The organism is Mesorhizobium shonense, assembly GCF_040545255.1.
Taxonomy (GTDB): Bacteria; Pseudomonadota; Alphaproteobacteria; order Rhizobiales; family Rhizobiaceae; genus Mesorhizobium; species Mesorhizobium shonense.
Genome location: NZ_JBEPLM010000005.1, coordinates 491,892 through 512,321 on the forward strand (window position 1 = coordinate 491,892; position 20,430 = coordinate 512,321).

The 20,430-nt window shown below is 65.2% G+C and carries 15 protein-coding genes and 1 pseudogene; 4 read left to right on the forward strand and 12 right to left on the reverse strand.

Features of this window, described 5'->3' with window-relative positions:
* Window positions 1-2: 2 nt before the first annotated feature.
* The 4 genes from fdhE to fdnG all read right to left on the reverse strand — a co-directional run bounded on the left by fdhE (window position 3) and on the right by fdnG (window position 5,764).
* Window positions 3-920, reverse strand: a complete 918-nt coding sequence (fdhE, locus tag ABID26_RS16955; RefSeq protein ID WP_354415997.1) for a formate dehydrogenase accessory protein FdhE — start codon at window positions 918-920, stop codon at window positions 3-5.
* Between the two features lie 103 nt (window positions 921-1,023).
* A complete protein-coding gene (locus tag ABID26_RS16960) occupies window positions 1,024-1,728 on the reverse strand; it encodes a formate dehydrogenase subunit gamma (RefSeq protein WP_189521505.1) in 705 nt (234 codons plus the stop codon).
* Window positions 1,715-2,665 (reverse strand): formate dehydrogenase subunit beta, encoded by a 951-nt coding sequence (gene fdxH / locus ABID26_RS16965; protein WP_126099002.1) that lies wholly within the window; start codon window positions 2,663-2,665, stop codon window positions 1,715-1,717. Before fdxH ends, ABID26_RS16960 begins: the two co-directional genes overlap by 14 nt.
* A gap of 12 nt (window positions 2,666-2,677) precedes the next feature.
* Complete coding sequence (fdnG, locus tag ABID26_RS16970) at window positions 2,678-5,764, reverse strand: formate dehydrogenase-N subunit alpha (RefSeq protein WP_354415998.1); 3,087 nt, start codon at window positions 5,762-5,764, stop codon at window positions 2,678-2,680.
* 213 nt (window positions 5,765-5,977) lie between these two features.
* Between fdnG and selD the strand changes: the two genes are divergently transcribed.
* Complete coding sequence (gene selD, locus ABID26_RS16975; protein ID WP_354416002.1) at window positions 5,978-7,027, forward strand: selenide, water dikinase SelD; 1,050 nt, start codon at window positions 5,978-5,980, stop codon at window positions 7,025-7,027.
* A 502-nt stretch (window positions 7,028-7,529) separates the two neighbouring features.
* On the opposite strand, the gene ABID26_RS16980 is transcribed toward selD, so the two are convergent.
* From ABID26_RS16980 to ABID26_RS17005, 6 genes are all read right to left on the reverse strand, one after another.
* On the reverse strand, window positions 7,530-9,335 hold the full coding sequence (locus ABID26_RS16980; protein ID WP_292371282.1) for an alpha/beta fold hydrolase: 1,806 nt from the start codon (window positions 9,333-9,335) through the stop codon (window positions 7,530-7,532).
* Window positions 9,332-11,869 carry a glycoside hydrolase family 2 protein gene (locus tag ABID26_RS16985; RefSeq protein ID WP_292371283.1) on the reverse strand — a complete coding sequence of 846 codons (2,538 nt, stop codon included), beginning with the start codon at window positions 11,867-11,869 and terminating at the stop codon, window positions 9,332-9,334. The genes ABID26_RS16980 and ABID26_RS16985 overlap by 4 nt, the downstream gene beginning before the upstream one ends.
* A 35-nt stretch (window positions 11,870-11,904) precedes the next feature.
* Entirely contained in the window at window positions 11,905-12,903 is a 999-nt protein-coding gene (locus ABID26_RS16990) for a DUF1839 family protein (RefSeq protein WP_292366723.1), read from the reverse strand.
* Window position 12,904: 1 nt separating this feature from the next.
* Window positions 12,905-13,828: an amino acid--[acyl-carrier-protein] ligase gene (locus ABID26_RS16995; protein ID WP_292338452.1), complete on the reverse strand. Its 924-nt coding sequence runs from the start codon at window positions 13,826-13,828 to the stop codon at window positions 12,905-12,907.
* A gap of 1 nt (window position 13,829) precedes the next feature.
* Window positions 13,830-14,969, reverse strand: a complete 1,140-nt coding sequence (locus ABID26_RS17000) for an acyl-CoA dehydrogenase family protein (RefSeq protein WP_292371289.1) — start codon at window positions 14,967-14,969, stop codon at window positions 13,830-13,832.
* Between the two features lie 70 nt (window positions 14,970-15,039).
* Window positions 15,040-15,285, reverse strand: coding sequence for an acyl carrier protein (locus ABID26_RS17005; RefSeq protein ID WP_292338453.1), 246 nt, complete (start codon window positions 15,283-15,285; stop codon window positions 15,040-15,042).
* Window positions 15,286-15,737: 452 nt separating this feature from the next.
* On the opposite strand from ABID26_RS17005, the gene ABID26_RS17010 reads away from it, so the two are divergent.
* The 3 genes from ABID26_RS17010 (at window position 15,738) to ABID26_RS17020 (ending at window position 19,562) form a co-directional block, all read left to right on the forward strand.
* Entirely contained in the window at window positions 15,738-18,398 is a 2,661-nt protein-coding gene (locus ABID26_RS17010) for an ATP-binding protein (protein ID WP_292371290.1), read from the forward strand.
* A 247-nt stretch (window positions 18,399-18,645) separates the two neighbouring features.
* Complete coding sequence (locus tag ABID26_RS17015; RefSeq protein ID WP_245460281.1) at window positions 18,646-19,047, forward strand: hypothetical protein; 402 nt, start codon at window positions 18,646-18,648, stop codon at window positions 19,045-19,047.
* 107 nt (window positions 19,048-19,154) lie between these two features.
* Window positions 19,155-19,562 carry a c-type cytochrome gene (locus ABID26_RS17020; RefSeq protein ID WP_292371284.1) on the forward strand — a complete coding sequence of 136 codons (408 nt, stop codon included), beginning with the start codon at window positions 19,155-19,157 and terminating at the stop codon, window positions 19,560-19,562.
* Between the two features lie 85 nt (window positions 19,563-19,647).
* Here the strand turns inward: ABID26_RS17020 and gfa are convergent, their stop codons facing one another.
* Together gfa and ABID26_RS17030 are read right to left on the reverse strand one after the other, a co-directional pair.
* On the reverse strand, window positions 19,648-20,217 hold the full coding sequence (gene gfa, locus ABID26_RS17025; RefSeq protein WP_292339005.1) for an S-(hydroxymethyl)glutathione synthase: 570 nt from the start codon (window positions 20,215-20,217) through the stop codon (window positions 19,648-19,650).
* A gap of 66 nt (window positions 20,218-20,283) precedes the next feature.
* Window positions 20,284-20,430, reverse strand: a pseudogene (locus tag ABID26_RS17030) (S-(hydroxymethyl)glutathione dehydrogenase); the annotation flags it as partial.

The following is a 20,430-nucleotide window of genomic DNA, read 5'->3' on the forward strand; positions in this document are numbered from 1 at the left end:
CCTCAATAGCCGATCAGGAACGGGTTGAACGATCCGCGGCGATAGCCGGTTTCGCGCACCAGCATGTCGAGGCCAAGCGTTGCCACGTCATCGGCGATCGGGTCGAGACCCGGATCCTTGTGCTGATGCAGGATCTTCACATAGCAGCCGCAGGAATCGCAGGTCTCGGCCTTCACCATGCCCGGCCCGCCCTCGATCTCCTGGTAGCCGATGCCCTTGGTCGAGCCGCACAACGTGCATTTGATGCGCACATGGTTCCACAGCGTGCCGCATAGCGAGCATGCGCAGAAGCGCGACCCATGGGCTCCCTGCCAGCCGACAATGATCGAGGATGCCGGCGGGGATCCGCAGGCGGGGCATGCTCCCTCGCCTACCGGCACCAGCGCAGGGGCGTTCAGCCGGGCGGCGAGACGGGCGAAGTGAACCTGCAGCGCGGCCGCGACATAGACGTGTTCGGCGAGCGCCTCCATCGGGATCGCACCGGCGAGCACATTGCGCACCATGCCAGCGCGCTTCGCCGGAGTGGCCTGCCTCAAACGGTCCAGCGCATCGGTCGCGGCGCCGGGCTTCTCGATCTCCGACGCCGCGGCGATCAGGCGGTCGAGCGTCTCTGCGGCCGTGTCGAGGACGAGTTTGTTGCGATCGAGCGGCGGCATTCCAAAGCTCCTCGCGCGCTCGCGCGCCGAGGCATCAGGCATCTCCGGCTCCGCCAAGCCCTCCTGACTACGGTGCTGCACATCGGCGAGAGCGGCAAGAAAGCGAAGATAGGGACGCAGCTCATGGCCTGCAGCCAGCGCGTTCCACCTCTGCGCGCGGCGAGAGAACAGACTTGCAGGCTCTGGAAGGCGGGCAAAAGGAGGGGCGGAGACCTCGCCTATGGCGGTGGGGTCGGAACCCGCCGGAATGATCTGTCTTGGCATTCGAGCCTCACGAACCGCACGGGTCACGTGGTTGCCTGACCGGCACAAAAATCATGTGCGAACACAAAACTAGGGCGGCAAAGTCATCCGACCAGCGCCCGCCCTATTCGGCGGGCTTCGATCCCGATGATCCTGTTCCCTTGCTCGATTTGGTGACGAGCTCCCGCAGCCATTTGCGGTGATGCCGCCAGGCCCAGCCGCCGGTCACCCGTCCGCGCGTCATGGCTGGAATGGTGCCGCGCACCCAGATGGCCGAGTAGAAATGGACGATCCAGACGCCGATGATCGCCACCGCCGCTATGGAGTGGACAAGTATGGCCACGCGCTTCTGATCGATCGTCGTATACTGGGAGAAATATTGATCCCATGCCGCCAATCCGCTGGAGATGAGGATCACAATCAGCACCGACATCGACCAGAAGACCAGTTTTTGGCCGGCATTGTACTTGCCGACCTCGGGAACATTGTCCTCGTGGTTGGCCAGCACGTCACGGAAACGGCCGAGCCACGTCCCGTCCTCGCGCCTCCACAGATTGGCCTTCCAGAATCGAAGGAAAAGTCCAAGGAAGCTGAAGAAGAGCACGACGCCGATCCAGGGATGGATGAAGCGCGTGAACTGTCCCCCGCCGAAAAGGCCGGACAGGAAGAACAGGCTCGGGTGGAACATCGCAAGGCCGGACAGGGCGAGCAGGACCAGGCTGGCCGCCGTGATCCAGTGGTTGATCCGCGCCCCCACCGTGTAGCGGTCCACGATCACCGGCTTGCCGGGATGTATCTGTTCGTTCGGCTTGAGGTCATCGGCGGCCATGGCTGTCGCCTTCCGTCAGCTCTTCGGCGTGCTCCTCATCCGCCTCGGAGACCCTGTTCGGTCCCATGATCAAATGGTGGAGCAAGCCGACGCCGGCCGCCACGCCCAACACCGTGAGGCCGGCATATTTGGTCACACCTTTCCAAGCCTCCACCAACGGACTGATCTTCGGGTCCTTGGGCAGGCCGCTGTAGATCTCGGGCTTGTCGGCATGATGCAGCACATACATTACATGTGTCCCGCCGACGCCCGGCGGATCATAGAGGCCGGCATTGACGAAGCCGCGCGACTTCAAATCCTCCACCCGCTTGGCGGCCCAACCCTTCATCTCATCCTTGGTGCCGAAGACGATCGCCTGGGTCGGGCAGGCCTTGGCGCAAGCCGGACCCTGACCGACCGCCACGCGGTCGGAGCAGAGCGTGCATTTGTAGGCCGTATGGTCGACCTTGGAGATGCGCGGGATGTTGAAGGGGCAGCCCTTGATGCAATAGCCGCAGCCGATGCAGTTCTCGTGGACGAAATCGACGATGCCGTTCGAATACTGCACGATCGCGCCCGGCGCCGGGCAGGCCTTGAGGCAGCCGGGATCGGCGCAATGCATGCAGCCGTCCTTGCGGATCAGCCATTCGAGCTCGTTGGTCTCGGGGTTGTCCCATTCGCTGTAACGCATCAGCGTGAACATGTCCGGCGTCAAGTCGGGCGGATTCTCGAAGGCGCCGGCGAAGACGCCGACCTCCGGATGCGTGTCGTTCCACTCGAGGCAGGCCGTCTGACAGGCCTTGCAGCCGATGCATTTCGAGACATCGATAAGCTTGGCGACTTCGGTCAGCTGCGTCTCGGGAGCAGGCACGGTAGACGCCGAGCGGCGGATGAGGTCCTTCTCGGAAAAACGCGGGGCCGTGTCCGTCGTCGAAGGATTGGGAAGGGGAGGAAACATCGCTTGCTCCTCCTATGCCACCGGCCCTGGAGCGGGCTCGATGTTGACCAGGAATGCCTTGTACTCCGGCGTCTCGATATTGGCGTCGCCGACAAAAGGCGTCAGCATGTTCGGACCGAAGCCTTTCTTTGCCGCTCCGGTGAAGCCCCAGTGCAGCGGTATGCCGACGATGTGGATGGTCTTGCCGTCGCAGGTGAGCGGCCTGATCCGCTTGGTCACCATGGCTTTCGCCACGACCGAGCCGCGCTTCGACCAGACGCGGACGTATCCGCCCTTGGTGATGCCCTTCTCGGCCGCGAGCTGTTCCGATATCTCCACGAAGAACTCCGGCTGCATCACCGCATTGACGATGACGTGCTTGGTCCAGAAGTGGAAATGCTCGGTCAGGCGGTAGGAGGTCGCCGCATAGGGGAACTCCGGCGAGGCCGTTTCGGCGAACTGGGCCATGTCGCCTTGGAACACCCGCGCGGCGGGATTGCCGCGGACCTTGGGCGCCACCGGATTGACGATCGGCGACTCGAACGGCTCGTAATGCGCCGGGAATGGTCCGTCGCGCATCATGGTTCGGGTAAAGAGGCGCGAGACGCCTTCCGGGTTCATGATGAACGGGCCGACCTGATCGGGCTTGGCAGTGGGCAGGATGTCGGGCACGTCGTAGCCCGACCACTTGGCGCCGTCCCATTCGATCACTTTGCGGCTCGGATCCCAGGGTTTTCCGGTAAGGTCCGCAGAAGCCCTGTTGTAGAGGATGCGGCGATTGGCGGGCCACGAGAACGCCCATTTCGAATAGAAGCCGGCGTCGTCCGGATCGCTCGTGTCCCGCCGCGCCATGTTGTTGCCGTTCTCGTTGAAGCAGCCGGAATAGATCCAGCAGCCGCAGGCTGTCGAGCCGTCGTCGCGCAGTGCTGCAAAGGCCGGCAGCAGCTTGCCGGGCTCGGCCAGCACTTTCGTCGGGTCGGCCGTGTCGGTCACCCTGGCGAGCGCCCTGCCGTTGATCTCCTGGGCAAGTTCCTCGGCTTTCGGATCGCCGGGATCGGCATAAGGCCAGGTGAGCTTGACGATAGGATCGGGGAAGGCGCCGCCTTCCTTGGCGTAGAGCGCCTTGAGGCGAAGATAGAGCTGCGCCATGATCCATGTGTCGCGCTTGGCTTCCCCGGGGGGCGTGCCGCCGGCCCAATGCCACTGCAGCCAGCGCCCCGAATTGACCAGCGAACCGTCATCCTCGGCAAAGCAGGTTGAGGGCAACTGGTAGACTTCCGTCTGGATCTGCGACGGATCGACATCGTTGTACGGCCCGTGGTTTTCCCAGAACCGCCCAGTCTCCGTGTCCAGCGGATCCATGATGACAAGGAATTTCAGCTTCGAGAGCGACTCGATCACCTTCTTCTTGTTCGGAGCCGCCTGCAGCGGGTTGAAGCCCTGGCAGAAATAGCCGTTCATCTTGCCCTGGTGCATCAGCTCGAAAGCACGCAGCAGATCGTAGCCCGGCAGGTCGAGCTTCGGCAGGTAGTCATAGGCGAAGTCGTTCTCCGGCGTCGCCGCGTCGCCCCACATCGACTTCTGGAAGCTTACGAAGAACTTCTTGTAGTTCTGCCAGTAGCTCATCTGGTTCGGCCGCAGCGGCTTGAAACCGCGCGTCGACATATAGGTGGCGAGATCCGGCTCCTTCTGTGTCGGCAGCGTGAGATAGCCGGGCAGCAGGTTCGACATCAGCCCGATGTCGGTCAGCCCCTGGATGTTCGAATGGCCGCGCAATGCATTCATCCCGCCGCCGCGAATGCCGATGTTGCCGAGCACGAGCTGCAGCATGGCCATGGCGCGAATGTTCTGCGAACCCTTCGAGTGCTGGGTCCAGCCGAGCGCATACATCGACGTCATCGCCTTGTTCGGCGCCGACGTCTCGGCAATCATCTTGGCTACCTGCAGGAATTTCTGTTTCGGCGTGCCGCAGATGCGCTCGACCATCTCCGGCGTATAGACCGCGACATGGTTCTTGAGCAGGTTCCACACGCAACGGGGATTGGCCAGGGTTTCGTCGACAACGGCGAAGCCGTCCGGCCCGACATCGTAATCCCAGGTGGACTTGTCGTAATCCCGTTTCGCCTCGTCATAGCCGGAGAACAAGCCATCCTTGTAAGCGAAGCCCTGCTTGACGACATAGGCCGCATTGGTGAAGGCCTTCACATAGTCCCATTGCACCTTGTCGTTCTGGATGCAGTAGTTGATGAGCCCGAGCAGGAAGGCGATGTCCGTTCCCTGGCGGATCGGCGCATAGACGTCTGATACCGAGGCTGAGCGGGTGAAGCGCGGGTCGATGACGATGAGCTTGGCGCCGCGGTTGGCCTTCGCTTCCGTGACCCATTTGAAGCCGCAAGGATGCGCTTCGGCGGCATTGCCGCCCATGATCACGACAAGATCCGTGTTCCTGATGTCGGTCCAGGAGTTGGTCATTGCGCCGCGGCCGAATGTTGGGGCGAGACTCGCCACCGTCGGGCCGTGTCAGACACGTGCCTGGTTGTCGAACACCAGCATTCCCGCGCTGCGAACCACCTTGTAGGTCGCGAACGCGGTTTCATTGGTCGAAGCCGAGGCGGCGAGAAAGCCCGTGGTGATCCACCGGTTGACCGTCACGCCGTCATTGTTCCTGGCGACGAAGTTCTTGTCGCGATCGTCCTTCATCAGGCGGGCGATGCGGTCCAGCGCCTCCTCCCAACCTATCGGCTCGAACTTGTCGGACCCGGGCTTGCGGATCAATGGATGCTGCAGCCGGGTCGGAGATTTTACGAAGCCGAGCAGAGCCGATCCCTTGGGGCATAAGGTGCCGCGATTGGTCGGATGGTCGGTATCGCCCTCGATATGGGTGATCTCGGCCTTTTCGCCCTTTCTGAGATCGCCTTTCGAATACATGATGATGCCGCAGGCCACCGAGCAGTAGGGGCAGGTGTTGCGCGTCTCGACCGTGGTCGCGAGCTTGAAGGGCCGTATCGCCGCCGCATGCGCGGCCTCGATGTCGGCGAAGCCGAAAGCTCCCAACGTCGTGCCGGCGAGACCCGCGCCTGCCGTCTGCAGGAACGCGCGCCGTGAGAGTTCAACATTCATCTGGATTTCCTCCCGAATTCCATGCCCATAGGGGCATCCAGAACCAAGGGATACGCACGCCATTTTGAGCCGAATTGGCGTAATGTCAAACACTTAGAGCGCAGATCGAAGTCGGCAAATGATTCCGCGCAGGAAAATGCGATTGACGCTTTTCGGAACGTGGTCCTACAGTATCGCGTGGTCTTGGAAACGGCTCCCGCGTCGCGGGGCGATATCACCGAAGCACCTCCGCGCCTGACCAGCCTTGCTCATGGCGGCGGTTGTGGTTGCAAGCTGGCGCCCTCCGTCCTTCAGCAGCTTCTTGCCGGGCAGGCGGAACCCAGCCCCTTCAGGCAGCTCCTTGTCGGCACCGAAACCGGAGACGATGCTGCCGTCTGGCAGATCGACGACGCGACCTGCGTGATTGCGACCACCGATTTTTTCATGCCGATGGTGGACGATCCTTACGATTTCGGCCGGATCGCCGCGGCCAACGCACTCTCCGACGTCTATGCTATGGGCGGCCGGCCGATCATGGCCTTGGCCATCGTCGGAATGCCGATCGGGAAATTGCCGACGCATACGGTGCGGGAAATCCTCAAAGGCGGCCGCGACATCTGCGCCACAGCCGGGATACCGGTCGCGGGCGGCCACTCGATCGACTCACCCGAACCGATCTACGGGCTTGCCGTGACCGGCATCTGCCGGCCAGCGGACATCCGGCGCAATTCGGGGGCCAGGCCGGGAGATGCGCTGATCCTGACCAAGGGACTCGGCGTCGGGATCTATTCAGCGGCCATCAAGAAGCAGGCGTTGTCGCTGAGCGGCTATCAAGAGATGATCGCTTCGACGACCCTTCTCAATCGGATCGGAGCGGAACTCGCCAAGGACGCAAGCGTGCATGCGATCACCGATGTGACCGGCTTTGGCCTGCTCGGACACGCCCTTGAGATGGCGCGCGGCTCAGCCTGCGAGCTCGTGATCCGCGACCGCGACATTCCGGTCTTTGCGCAGGCCTCTTCACTTGCAAAACAAGGCTTCGTCACCGGCGCGTCGCAGCGCAATTGGGCAAGTTGCGGCGATGCGGTGCGGCTGCATGAAGGCATGCCGGAATGGTGGCGCGATCTGCTTACCGATCCACAGACCTCAGGGGGGCTGCTGATTGCCTGCGAGCCCGGCAGCGCCAGCGCCCTGGTCGAGACAATCGTCGCAAGCGGCTATCCGTCGGCTAGATTGATCGGATGTGTCAAACGCGGCCGACCTGCCGTAGCAATCGAGGAATGAATGTCAGGATCGGGCTACGAGCCGAATCCGTTTCGACGCGACGCGCTTTAGCGCTTCAAATTAGGCCTGATTGTCTCGACCTCTTCTCGCGTACTCGTATCGGGCAATTCGCTAGGACCATCCGGATTCGGCGCCGGTTTTTCACGCGTGTCCCTCGGCGGCTTGTCCTTCGGATCGGGGTTAGATGGGTTTGGTTTGCGGGCCTTTTCCCGTTGCGTTGATTTCGGCATCGTACAGGTTCCTCTCCCTGCACAACTTTGGAGAAAGGTTGTGGTTCCGCGTCAAGTCAGCAGGCGATCGGCCGTACTCTGCTCATCAGCGAGTTCCGCTGTTGCCCGTTTCCTCAGCCCGCGATCCCTGGCGGCACTGCGCGGCTATCGGCGGTCGTCACGCCTACCGGCCAATCGGCGTCAATCCGAACAGGATGACGAGCCAAGCCGGCCACGGCACGGCAAGACGCGGCAGGGTGCCGGTCAGATGCGTGAAGCCCGATCAGGACGACCTAGGGCGCCAGGAAGGACGGGCTTGTCGTCGCGAGCAGGTTGTCGGAACGAACGTGGCCGTCACGCCTGACGCCGCCGTGATCGATCAGGCGGGCGATCATCGCGCGCCTTGCATGATGAGGTGTCAGCGTGTGGTCGGCGTTTGGCAGAGACACCCTGGTCACGCCACGAATGCTGTCAAGCCGCTCTTCCTCCGGGCCGAAATGGCGGGCGATCTCCTTCAGGCTCAAGTCGCCTTCCGAGGTCACCAGGAGAACCCGCACGCCCCGGCCGCAAAGCTCACGCATCCAGCGTTCCACCCGCCGCTGTCCCGCCAGCGCGGCCGGATGCAGCATCGACAGCGTAGACTTGATCGCCTCCAGCCCGCGCCGGACGATCAGCCGGGCGTGGCGCGAAGCGATCCCGCGCCATGCCGGAGCGTCCGGGTCGGGGCTCTCCTCCATGACGGCGGCGTTCCGCGCGGACACGGCCTTGGAAGTCTCGTAAGTCTTCCAGACCGCCATCTCCAGCGCGTAGGAACTGTTCCAGGCGAAGCAGAGCGGGTTGATCATGGTCAGCGCGCATATCCGCCGGTCGGCCCGCGCGGCGTGAAAAGCCTGGAAAGCGCCTGCGCAGACGCCGACCAGGCCGACAGAAGAATAGCCCGCTCGTTCCATCCAGTTGACCGCACGGCTGACATCATGGCGGGTACGCTCATCGTAGAGAAACAGGCGCCCTGGTTCGGTCTGACCGCTGAGGCCAAGTCCGGGCAGATCGATGCGCAGCGAAGGCAGGCCTTCCGCCGCGAGTTCTCGCGCCGCTTCCACGGTGCCACGCGCCCAGCCGACATGCGGCACGCCGCCCGCATTGAGAAAGATCACCGGCTCGGCCACAGCTTGGCGGCGGCGCGGCCGACAAAACACGCCGCAGATCTCGGGCTCCGGTCCGATCAGGACCGGCTCTTCCGTATAAAGCGGACCGACCAGGACCTCCGACGCGTCGCGCGGCCCCTTTGCCGGCAACATGGCCTTTCCTGTGACCGCCTCGCCGGCATGGCCGGCCATCCAGGCAGCGCAACGATCGAGAGCGGCGGCCGGAATCCGGTTGGCGGTCGGGTCGCACATCAACAGAGGATAGCCGTCGAACTCGGCCGTGGTGATATCCCCGACGTTCGCCCTTTCTCCACGAATTTCGTCAGCGGCGAACGGCTTGCCGTTGATAAGCACCAGCATCGGCAGGGATGGAAGGTCTGCTGCGGCCTGCCGCCAGTCGAGCGCCGCAAGGTCGGCCAGCGTCTCATGCGAAATCCGAAAGCCGGCCGCCTCGCGCCCCTCGGTGAAAGGCCCCTCGCCCGCCGAACGGCTGGCCAGCGGCGCGTCGATCATGCGCGACATGGCTGTGATCTCGCGGACATAGGCCTTGCCGGAGGACGGCGGCGCCAGCAGCACGAGACCGGCCACGTCGGTTCGTCCCGCAGCCGCCAGCGGCGCCAGCAGCGCGCCCAGCCGGAAGCCGACCAAAATGACGTCGGCCACGCCGCAATCCTGCTTCAGCCGGTCGATCGCGGCGCCGATGCTTGCCGTCCACGCATGCACCTGGCCGGGCGTTGCGTGATCGCCGGCAGCGTTGCCGCAGCCGGGATAGTCGAACTGCAGCGCCGGCAGACCGCTTTCGGTCACCATGTCTGCGAGCAGCTTCAGGAAGCGCCGGCTGCACAGGTCCTCATGCCCATGCGCCCCGGCGATGACGACGCCACGGTTACGCCCCACGGTGCCTTTGCCTTCATTGAGCCAGCCGATCGTGTCGGCGAAGACTATCCCCTTCATGCCATGCTCCTAGCGGGCTCGAACGCTCGTCTGATCTCTGCCCCGATTTCTGCATTGTCGGCTTGTGGCGCATCGTAGGCTATGTCGCGGTCGTCATTCAGCGCCGTCACGACGCCGGCCGGGATGGCCGAGGGCGGCCCGTCCAGGCAAATTTCCTTCTCCGCACCCGGCATAAGGTGGAAGCTATTCTCGCGCGGGAGGAACCGCTCGTCCTTGATGGCGACGTGATAAGCGGCGCGCCTGCAGGCAAGCCGCAGGCGCCAGCCGTCTTGTCCGCGCACCAGCCGCGCCGACAGGCCGACATCGCGCCGCGCGATCATGACGCCGGGAAGCACGTGGAAGGCCTCGGCCAGGATCTCTCCGTCGCCGCCTTCGAGCCTCGCTACCGTCACCTCGTGACCGGCCGGACCGAAACGATAGGCATAGGACAGGTCGAAGAAAGCGCCGAGCAGCGAGAACGCCGGCAACGACCGCGCCGCGCGCGCCTGCACGGTGACCGGCTGGCGCGCCGTCACCACCGGGGTGACGCCATCGCGCAGGCACGCAAGCGACAGCGTCGCCTCGACGGCCTTTGCCCCATCATTGACGAGATGGATGCCGAGCCCGTTGACGCCCTCGTCGCTCAGCGTCAGCCTGAGCGGCGCAAAAGCGCGCCTCAGCGCATGCCAGACCGATTTCGGCCGTCCGGTGGAATCGACGACGCCCCACCCGGCGCCCGGGCGAAGATCCTTCCAGAAGAACAGCAGCGCGCCCGCCGTCGGCGAGGCTGGTCTGCGCCATTCGTCGATCGTTCGCTCAACCACCTCGGCGGTGACGGCGCGCGAGAGGTCGAGGTAGCGCGCCGGATCCTCCGTGCGCAGCCGGCGTGCATCGACGCCGAACAGCGTCTCCAGATAATGCTCGCGCACGTCCTCGAAATCCCACGACGCACCTGCATCGCGCGGCACGCCGGCCTTCCAGCGCGGATCGTGGCCGGGCGGAACGGGCAGATGCTCATCCAGTGTCGCCTGTTCCGGCACGTTGGCGAAGGCAAGGCACTCGCTGGCGAAACGCACCTCCGCGCGGCGCGCATCCTCCAGCGGCCGGCAATAGGCGCCGACGCCATAGTAATGCGTCGGGCCGCCATCCGCGGCAAAGGGCAGGCTGCCGCCGGAGGGCGACGAGGACACCAGCGCCAGATTGGGCAGGATCGCCTGCGCGGCCGGACGCACGACCGCGTCGAACCAGGGTGTCGGATCCATCGCCGCCGGCATGCCGAGCATCGCAGCCTGCTGCGCCACCTCGCTGCCGCCGCACAGCACCGCCAGCGACGGCGAATGCCGAAGCCGCTTCAGCAGATTTTCCACCTCGCGCGACAGCGCCGCCCGCCAGGTCTCGTCCTTCGCCGGATAATCGAAATTGGCGAGCATCAGATCCTGCCAGACGAGAATGCCCATCTCGTCGCACAACTCATGGAAGGCATCGCCCTCGTAGGTGAACGTGCCGCCGATCCGCAGCATGTTGACGCCGGCCTGGCGCACGAGATCGAGGTCGGGCTCGATCTCGTGCCGCTCGCATGGCAACCGCACAGGATCGGACGGCGTCCAGACCGCGCCGCGGCAGAACACCGGCACACCGTTGACGAGCAGACGGAAATCGCGTCCGTCGGTGCCGCGATCGATCTCGATGCGGCGGAAACCGACCCGGCCCAGCCGGCTGCGCACCGCGCCGAGCGTCGCCGTCACTTCGTGCAGCGCCGGCTCGCCATGACTGTTCGGCCACCATCGGGCGACATCGGCAATGTCCAGTTCCGCCGTCAACCGGGTGGGTGTCTCGACCTTGAGGCGCGCGCGCGCTCCGGCGCAGCTGACATGCGCCGTTTCCACATCGTCCAAAGGTTCAGCGAGGGTGATCGCAACGGCAAGGTGTCCGGTGGTGCCGTCGAGGCTGGCGCGCATGTCGGCATCGACAATGCGCTGCCCGCCATTTTCGCGGATCAGCTTGACGGGACGCCACGGCCCGACGACGTCGAAGTTCGGACACCAGCCCGGCATGTGGCCAATCAGTGTCGTGCGCACCAGCCGTAGCCGCTGGTCGTCGATCATGCGCGGACGCCAGCGGGCGCGCGGACCGGTCGCCGTTTCCAGATAGCGGTCGAGGCTGCGCAGGGCGATGGCGAGCTGCTCGCCGCCTGAAAGCGTTACCGCAGCCTCATGGCGCTCGAACATCGAGGTCGAGGTGAGCAGCAGCCGGTCGTCAAGCCAGACCTCGCCGATGGTCGCCAGCCCCTCGAACATCAGCCGCACCGAGCCGAGCGTGTCGAGCCTGCGACTGTACCAGACATCGTGGTCGTGCAGCGGGGTCGGCTGCGCGCGGTCCCAGCGGCCATGCTTTTCCAGCGTGCCCGCCGCAGTGCCGGGGCAGGCCGCTTCCAGCCATTCGGCGTTTGCGTCGATATCGTCCGGCGAAGCCCAAGCGCCGGCCGCCGAGACAGCCATCCGCCAGCCTCGGTCCAGCGATTCAGCAGTGTCGGAGCTCGACACCGTGGCGTCCATTCACACACCCCTGCCCAAATGCGCCCGGCCGGCCCCTAGGCCGCCTTGGAGGCGACACCCGCAACGCGGGCGTCCAGCACGTCCATCACCGTTTCGTAGGCCTGCGCCATTGGCGTGATTGCCTCGGCCAGCCCCTCGAACCGCTGCCGCGCCATCGCGCGCGCGAGCTTGAACTGCATGACCTTGGCGGCCTCGGCAATCTCGCCAGCGGCTTGCGCCGCCTCGGCCAGGCAGGTTTCGCCATGCTGCCCCAGCCATTCGAGATGACTGCCGAGGAGTTCGAAATTCGCGCCGACCTGCCGCAGCGTGTTGAAGGCATAGGTATGGAAATAGTCCGGCGACCGGCTCGCCAACGTTTCGGCGTGACGGCCGAACGCAGCCGCATAGGCGGCGAGCGGATTACGCTTCGGCCGCCGCTTGAGGTGATGCGCGAGCAGCGCCGCCGCGGTCCCGACCGCGTCACGGGCCGGCCGCGTGGCATCGAACTTCACGAACTCCGCGTAAGGAAACAGCGGCAGGCCGCCGGCCGGCACATCGTCCCATTGCCCGAAAATGCCGTCATAGTCTTCGCCCTCGAGCGCGAAGTAGCCGTCATTGTGGAAGTAGCGCATCTGCCGCCGCTCGGGATCGAGCGCGTTGATGCCGACCGTGGTCTTGGAATGGCCGCTGCGATAGGTGATGCCTTTGGTGTCGGGCAGGTGGAAGGCGTCGACCTCGACCAGCGGCAGCCGGCCGAGTTCGACCTGGGCCAGCACATGCGTCTCCAGCCTGTCGAAGATGGCCAGTTCCTGTATGTCCAGCCCGGCCAGCCGCTGCAGATCGGCGGTCGGGAACTTGAAGAAGGTAAACTGATCACCCTCGAAATCCTGCGCCACGGTGAAGCCCAGCGCTGCGACCGGATCGTGGCCGGTCGCGTGCAGAACCTCGATCAGGAGATCGACATAGCAGTTGGTCTGCGGCCAGCGCCGTTCGGCATCGTGCAGCCGGTGCGGCCGGTAGCTGGCCGGGTCGAGGCCGGCGATGGCGCTGCGCATGTCAGACGCCCCACAGCACGTCGCGGACCGCCGCCGGCCAGGCCGCGGCGTCCGGCCCGTGATGGCGGAACAGGGCCAGCGCCACGCGCTCCAGCCCGAAGCCGACGCAGGCCGAATGGCAGAGCTCCCCGTCGGCGAACTTCAGGCCCCAGGTTCGGCCAAAATGATCCTGATGATAATTGAAGCTCAGACAGGCGGTCGGCTTCTCGATGCTGGTCACCGGGATCAGCAGCTCGAATTTCAAGCCCTGGTCGCGCTGATTGTTGGCCATCATCTTGCCGCCGCGGCCGAAGAACGGATCGTTGGCGAGATCGACCTCGCAGCGAAGCTCGAGCGACTCGATCATCGCCTTGCCACGCTTCAGCCAGCTTTCGCGGAACGAGCGCACTTGCTCGGCCGTGCCGATCTTGACGAATTCGCGCATGCGGAAGAGCTGCATGCGCGCCGGATCCTTCGACGGCTCATGGCGGAAGCAATACGAGGAGAGTTCGAAAAGCAGGCCCTGCGCCGGCACCGGGCCGCGCGCAGCGACGGTGGGATAGAGCGGGTAGCAGGCCGCCGGCGTCAGCGCGACGTCAGTCGCCTTCTGCAGCTCCGTCCAGTCCCCGCCATCCGCCATCATGCCGAGCAGTTGCGCATGCTCGCGCTCGCCGCCCATGAAGGAGTGCACACAGCCGGCAAGCTGCGGAAAGCTCTTCATGTAGCCGCTCTTCTCCAGCGTCGCGCGGCTCATGCCCGGCGGAAAGTGGATGCGGGTGGCCTTGTCGGGCGCCCCGAGCCGGGTGACGAGACGCTCGAACCGCTCGATCACTTCCTCGAATGCGCCCGAACGGCCGTAGAGGCCGTCGATGCCGGATTCGAACAGGATGCCGTTCTCGAACAGGCTGTCGAGCAGCGACTTGGCATCGAATGTCTTGGCGTCCATCTCAGCCCCCCAGGCCAGTGTCGAAGCGGCTCATCAGCATGAGCGTCGCGGTATTGGAAAGGATGCGGTCGTTGGAGATCATCACCGGCGCCGAGGTCACATCGCGCAAGTGCCGGCCGACGCTGAACGGGGTGCCGTTCTTGTAGCCGAGGATGCCGTTGACCAGCATGGCGAGACGCACCACGGCGCCCGCCTTCTCGCTGGCCGCGACCTTCAGCGCGTTGATCTCGGCGGCGAAGCCGATCGAAGACAGCGCGTCGTCGTCGCCACTGGCCGCTTCGAAGCGGCGGATGGCGGCCGTCAGGTGCCCTTTCATCTCCTGCAAAAGGGCGGCCGCCTCGGCGAGCCTCAGCGCGCCCGGCGGCATGGCGTCGGGCTGCTTGCGCGCCGCCCCCTTGACGAAGGCCTGCGCCCGGTTGAAGGCATCGGCGGCGATGCCGAACCAGGTCGCCGCCCAGAAGATGTGCGAGCTGGCAAGCATCGACTGCGCCGCGATCTCCGAGAACGGCTTGGGGAATATCTGCGCCGCGTCACCCGTGGCGACCAGGTGAAAGCCATCGGAGCAGGTGCCGCGCATGCCGAGCGTATCCCACACCGACGTGCGTTCCAGCGTGCGGTTGGCATCGGCCGGGATCACCACCATGACCTGATCGGAGCTTGCCGCATCGGGGGCGCGCCGCGCCGTGGCGAGGATGGCGTCGGCATAGTTGCCGTAGGAGATGACGGTGGCTTCCTTGGTCAGCGCGAAGCGCCCGCCGGCAACCTCGACCGCGCAGATCGAATTGCGCAGATTGCCGCCGATGCCGGCCTCCGTCGTCGCCGACGCCATCAGCAGCTGCTCGTCGGCAATGCGCCGCATATAGGCTCGGTGCCAATCGCTGGCGCCGCCATGCGTGACGAAGCTCGACGTCTTGATCTGGTGCATTGCATAGATCATCGCGCTCGAGCCGCAGGCCTGGCCGAGCTGGACGATGAGATCGGCGATTTGCATCGTGCCGAGCCCCTCGCCGCCATGTTCGATCGGGATCGCCACGCCGAGCAGGCGCTCGCGCTTCAGCGCCTCGACCGTTTCGGCCGGGAAACGGCCTTCCTTATCGACGGGATCGGCATGGCCGGCGGCGATCTCGGCGACGCGGCGCATGCGTTCGGTTGCGGGTTCCGGCGCTTCCGCGATCGAAGCGGCCTCGATTTTTCTCAACACGTTCATGGCGCTACGCCGCCTTGCGAGTCAGTTGCGAAACGGCGTCCGCGATGTTGGCGAGCGAAGAGAAGGTGCGCCGCGTCAGCATCGTCTCGGGGAATTCGATGTCGAACTCCTCTTCGAGCGCCAGCATCATCTGGACCGAGGCGAAGGAAGTCAGCCCCGCGTCGTAGAGATTGGCGTCATCGGCGAGCGCGCCGAAATTCACTGGAATCATCGGATGCTGCTCGAGCAGCGAGCGAATATGGTCGATCATGGATGGCCCACCCTGGTGCATGTTCAGGCGGCAAACATCGCAGAGGCAGAGCAACCGTGACGTTAACGGCGCCGGGCAGTTTCAACCATGGCTAAGGGTCGGTAACGGCCCGCGCTACAATTTTAACAGGCATTCGCCGGCGATGTCTGCTTTCAGCCGGTGGAACAGCCGATCCCTAAGATCAAGATAAGGTGCATTGCGGCCAATCGGTTTCGGCGTCGGCCACTCGCAGATCGATTTGTGACGCCGGTATCGGGAAGTGATCGGGTCCGCCGGGATTCGGCCTTATTTTAAGCAATTCTAATGGAAAGCAGACCCAGTTGGGGTACACTCGCGACTTGAAGCGCGTCGTGTTCGAACCGCCTTTTGTGAGGCGCTCCACTGTCTTGTTTTTAAGCATGTGGCAAACGCGGGGCATTCTTGGGCGACATGTTCTGGAAACGGTTGCGCCAATGCTGCTCGAGCGAGAGGGACCTCTCAAAACTTTGCTGGCAACCGCGACCAGCGCCGCCGAGGGTCGGGGCGGCATGGTGCTGCTCGAAGGCGAGGCCGGGATAGGCAAAACTGCGCTGCTGCAGGAATTCGCCGGGCGGGCGGGCGCAGGCTGCCGGGTGCTCTGGGGCTGGTGCGAGGCGCTGTTCACACCGCGTCCGCTCGGTCCCCTGCAGGACATGGCGCAGGCTCTCGACCCCGAGGTCGCGGCGTTGCTCGACCAGGGGGCCGCGCCGGAGCGGCTCTTTCCCGCGCTGCTAAGCGCGCTGCAGCACGCCAAGGGAACGACTGTGCTCGTTTTCGAGGACGTGCATTGGGCGGATAACGCGACGCTCGATCTCATCCGATATCTCGGCCGGCGCATCTCCGTGCTTCACGCCATGCTGGTGCTCAGCGCGCGCAGCGACGAACTGGTCGCCGACCATCCGCTCACGCATATAAGGGGCGACCTGCCGGCGGCATCACTGACCCGCATATCGTTGAAGCCGCTTTCGCCCCAGGGGGTCATGACCCTCGCCGAGCAGTCGGACCGCGCCGGCGCAGATCTTTACCAGATCACGGGGGGCAACCCCTTCTTCGTCTCCGAGCTTCTGGCGAGCAGCGAGGCGGAACCGGGACATATTCCGGATTCGATACGCGACGCGGTGTGGTCGCGGCTGTCGCGCCTGACGGGCGGCGAGCGCGAGGTGCTGGAGATGATGAGCATCGAGCCGGGCAGCGTGGAGCCGTGGCTGATCCGCGCCCTTCTCGGCGCCAAGGCGGACGCGCTCGTCGACCGCTGCGTGGCCCGCGGATTGCTGCGGCGGGACGCTCTCGGCGCCTTGACCTTCCGCCACGAGCTTGCCAGGCAGGCGACGCTCGAGCGGCTGTCGCCCAGCCTTCAGCGGTCGCTTCATGGCAAGGTGGAGGCAGCGATAGCAGGGCTTCCGGCGGCGCAGGCAAGCGCCCAGCTTGCACGCCGGGTGCACCACGCCGCCGCCGCCGATAACGGGGCGCGGGTCCTCGACCTCGCGCCGCAGGCGGCAGAGCAGGCTGCGCGCCTGGGCGCGCATCGTGAAGCCGCCGCGCATCTGGCGACGGCGCTCCGATACATCGCGCAGGCGCCGCCGGCCGAGGCCGCTCAGCTTTACGAATCCTGGGCCTACGAGGCCGGACTGGCGCTGCAGGTCTATGACACGATCATCGAGGCGCGGCATAACGCTATTCAGATCTGGCGCGAACACGGCCGTCCAGACAAGGTCAGCCTCAACCTGCGCAGCCTTTCGAGGCTGCATTGGCGCCGCGGCGAGGGCGAGCAGGCGGAGCACTTCGCCAACGAGGCGGTGAGCGAGGTGGAGAACCTGCCGCCGGGGCCGGAACTGGCGATGGCCTACAGCACCTGCTCGCAGTTGCATATGCTGCACTATCGCTTCGACGAGGCGATTGAGTGGGGCCTGCGCGCGATCACCCTGGCCGACCGGCTGGGCGAGGTCGAAACGCGCGTCCATGCCTTGAACAATGTCGGCACCTCGCTTTTGTTCGACGACAGACCGGGCGGTCGCGAACGAATGGAGGAAAGCCTGGCGCTCGCGCTCGAGCACGGGTTCCACGACCATGCGGCGCGAGCCTACACCAACTATGCCGAATATGCGGTAGTGTCCAAGGACTTCGCGCTCGCCGAGCGGCTGCTCTCCGAAGGCATCGTGTTCGCCGCCCGGCATGACCTCGATTCGCCGGCGCAGTATCTGCTCGGCAGGCAGGCGCAACTTCGCATGGAACAGGGCCGCTTTCGCGACGCCGAGACCATAGCGCAGGGCGTGATGAAACTGGAACGCCTGCCGGTGGTCATGCACCTGCCGGCGCTCACCGTGCTTGGCAGGGTGCGCGTGCGGCTGGGCGAAGGAGGCGGCCCTGCCCTGTTGCAGCAGGCTCTGGAGGAGGGACTGCCGACCGGCGAACTGCAACGCATCGTGCCGGTCCGTATGGCGCTGACAGAGGCCGCCTGGCTTGCCGAGGACCGCGCGGCCGGCCACGAGCAGCTGACGGCGCTGGCCGCGATGGACCTCGCCAATTTCCGCCCTTCCGACCTCGGTGAACTGGCTGTCTGGTGGCGGCGATGCGGGATGGAGGAGCCGCTGCCGGCGCCGACGACACGCATTCCGTGGCGGCGCGCGGTCGAACTTGGCGGCGATCCGTCGACAGCGGCCAAGGAATGGGAGCGCCTGGGCCTCCCCTACGAGGCGGCGCTTGCGCTGATGCAGGTGCGGGGTGCCGATGCCCCGATGGCCTTGGCGAGCGCCGTGACAAGGCTGGAGGCGATCGAGGCGCGCCCCGCCGCGATGCTGGCACGCAAGCTGGCACAGCGCCTGGGCATCGCCGGCCGGCTGCCGAAGATGCGCCGGGGGCCGTACACGGCCGCCCGCCAGCACCCGCTCGGCCTGACGCAGCACGAGCAGCAGGTGCTCGCGCTGATCGCGGAGGGCAAGAGCAACAAGGAGGTCGCCCGGACCCTGTCGCGATCGCCCCGCACGGTCGAGCACCAGGTTTCGGCAGTGCTCGGCAAATTCAACGCCGCCAACCGGATGGAAGTGCTGCTCAGGCTGCGCGGAGAGCCGTGGCTGCTCTCCACCGCCGCACCCTAAAGCGCGTCGCGATCTTTCAGATTCGCTCCCTGTGCTTTAGTTTTTGATTTTACGCATGTCTTCGTCCCGAAACCGGTTCCCACTTTCGGGAGACATGCTTTGATCCCGCGAAATTAGGAAAGCTACAGCCGAAATTTGGGTGATCGTACCGATGTGCGCGAAGACGGCGGCGCGTAGGCTCAAGTCGGCTGATATCCCAGGCAGGGCGCCTGTCCGGGAGTTCGCTGAACCGAAGGGAGAGATAGCGATGACCAGACGTTTTAGCGCATTTGCATTTGCGCTGCTCGCTGCCACGGGTGGCGCGGCGGCATCGGAACTGGTGCCGGGCAGCGGCCACAGCATCCAGCTCGGCAGCTTCAGCGGCGCCGTCTATTACACGATCGAGCAGGACGGCTACCGGGTCGTCGCGACCATGGCTTCCGGGGCCGAGCAGCAGCCGGTCCGCGTCGTCTCCACGCTCGCGGCGGGCCAGCGCATGATGATCTCCGTGCCGCAGGCCGTCGGCCAACCGTCGATCGATTTCGAAATATTGCGCGACGGCAAGGCACTGCTCGTCAGCGACCCGAACTTCGTTCCGGCCACCGCCGCGGAGAACGACCTGACGCTGGATAGCGCGGAGCCGGTCAAGACGTCTGCCACCGCGCCCTGAATCGGGCTGGTTGGAACGTGCGGGGGCGCTCACTCCGTTGCACTGGGGCGAAGCAAAGAGCGAAGCGACGCAGCAGGCCCCCGCCGTCGCTATTGGATGACAGACAAATGGGTAGCTTGCCGCAGACGGTTGTCCTGGCTTCCGCTGTCCTGAGTCTCGCGGCCGGCGTAGGCGCGGCGGGGCAGGATGCCGCCGGAAAGTTCTACAGGGTCGTCGACGGCAAGGCCGACGCACGGACCTATGACGGTTTCAGGCGTTACCACGCGGGCTGCGACCGCTGCCACGGCCCTGACGGCGTGGGGTCGACCTTCGCGCCGTCCCTGGTCAGCCGACTGCCCGACATCGAAGCCTTCCGGCGCGCCGTGCTCAACGGCCGTGCCGACGGCGGCTCGGTGATGAAGGGGTTCGCCGGCGATCCCAATTTCGCACCCTATGTGGACGAGATCTATGCTTATCTGCAAGCCCGCACCGACGGCTCGCTCGGCCGCGGGCGGCCCGGCAGACTGCAGCCGTAGCAAGCCCTGGTGCTCCCGCTTCAAGCCAGATCGATGGCGACGTCTTCCGGCGCGATTGCCACGCCCCCCGACGCGGCAATGCGGACTATGCCGCCAAGGCTCCCGACTTCTTCGCCGTCCAGGTGGCGATGTAGTCCATCAGGCCGGGGTTGAGGCAGTCATAGGGTTCGAGCCCGATCGACTTCAGCTGGCCGCGGATGCCGGCCATGCGGCTCGGGTCGACGCCGGATTCGATGATCGACGACACGAAGGCGGCAAAGCCCGGCGGCGACCAGCCGTCCTCCTCGAAGCGCTCGGGATGGATGAAGGACAGGCCCTTGAAGGGATGGTCGCGCTCGACCGGGCCGTACATGTGGACGCCGCAGCCGGTGCAGGCATGGCGCTGGATGAGGGCCGAGGGGTCGACCACCTTGAGCTTGTCGCCGTTCTCGGTGACGGTGACGTCGCCGGTGCCGGCAACGGCAACCACCGAGAAGATCGCGCCGTCCGGCTTCCAGCATTTGGTGCAGCCGCAGGCATGGTTGTGGGCGATCTGGCCCTTGACCTTCACCTTCACCGGCTTGCTGGTGCACAGGCAAACCAGCGTGCCGCCCGAGAAGCTCGCGCTTTCCTTCGGCAGGCCGTTGTCGATCGAGTGATGCAGTTTTTCCGCCATTCCTACTTCCTCCCATGTTGACCACAGAGGTCGCGGGCATGATGGCCCGCGGCCGGTGGCATTGCTTCAGTAAACCACGACGCTGCGGATCGACTTGCCCTCATGCATGAGGTCAAAACCCTTGTTGATGTCGTCGAGCGTCAGCGTATGCGTGATCATCGGGTCGATCTGGATCTTCTTTTCCATGTACCAGTCGACGATCTTCGGCACGTC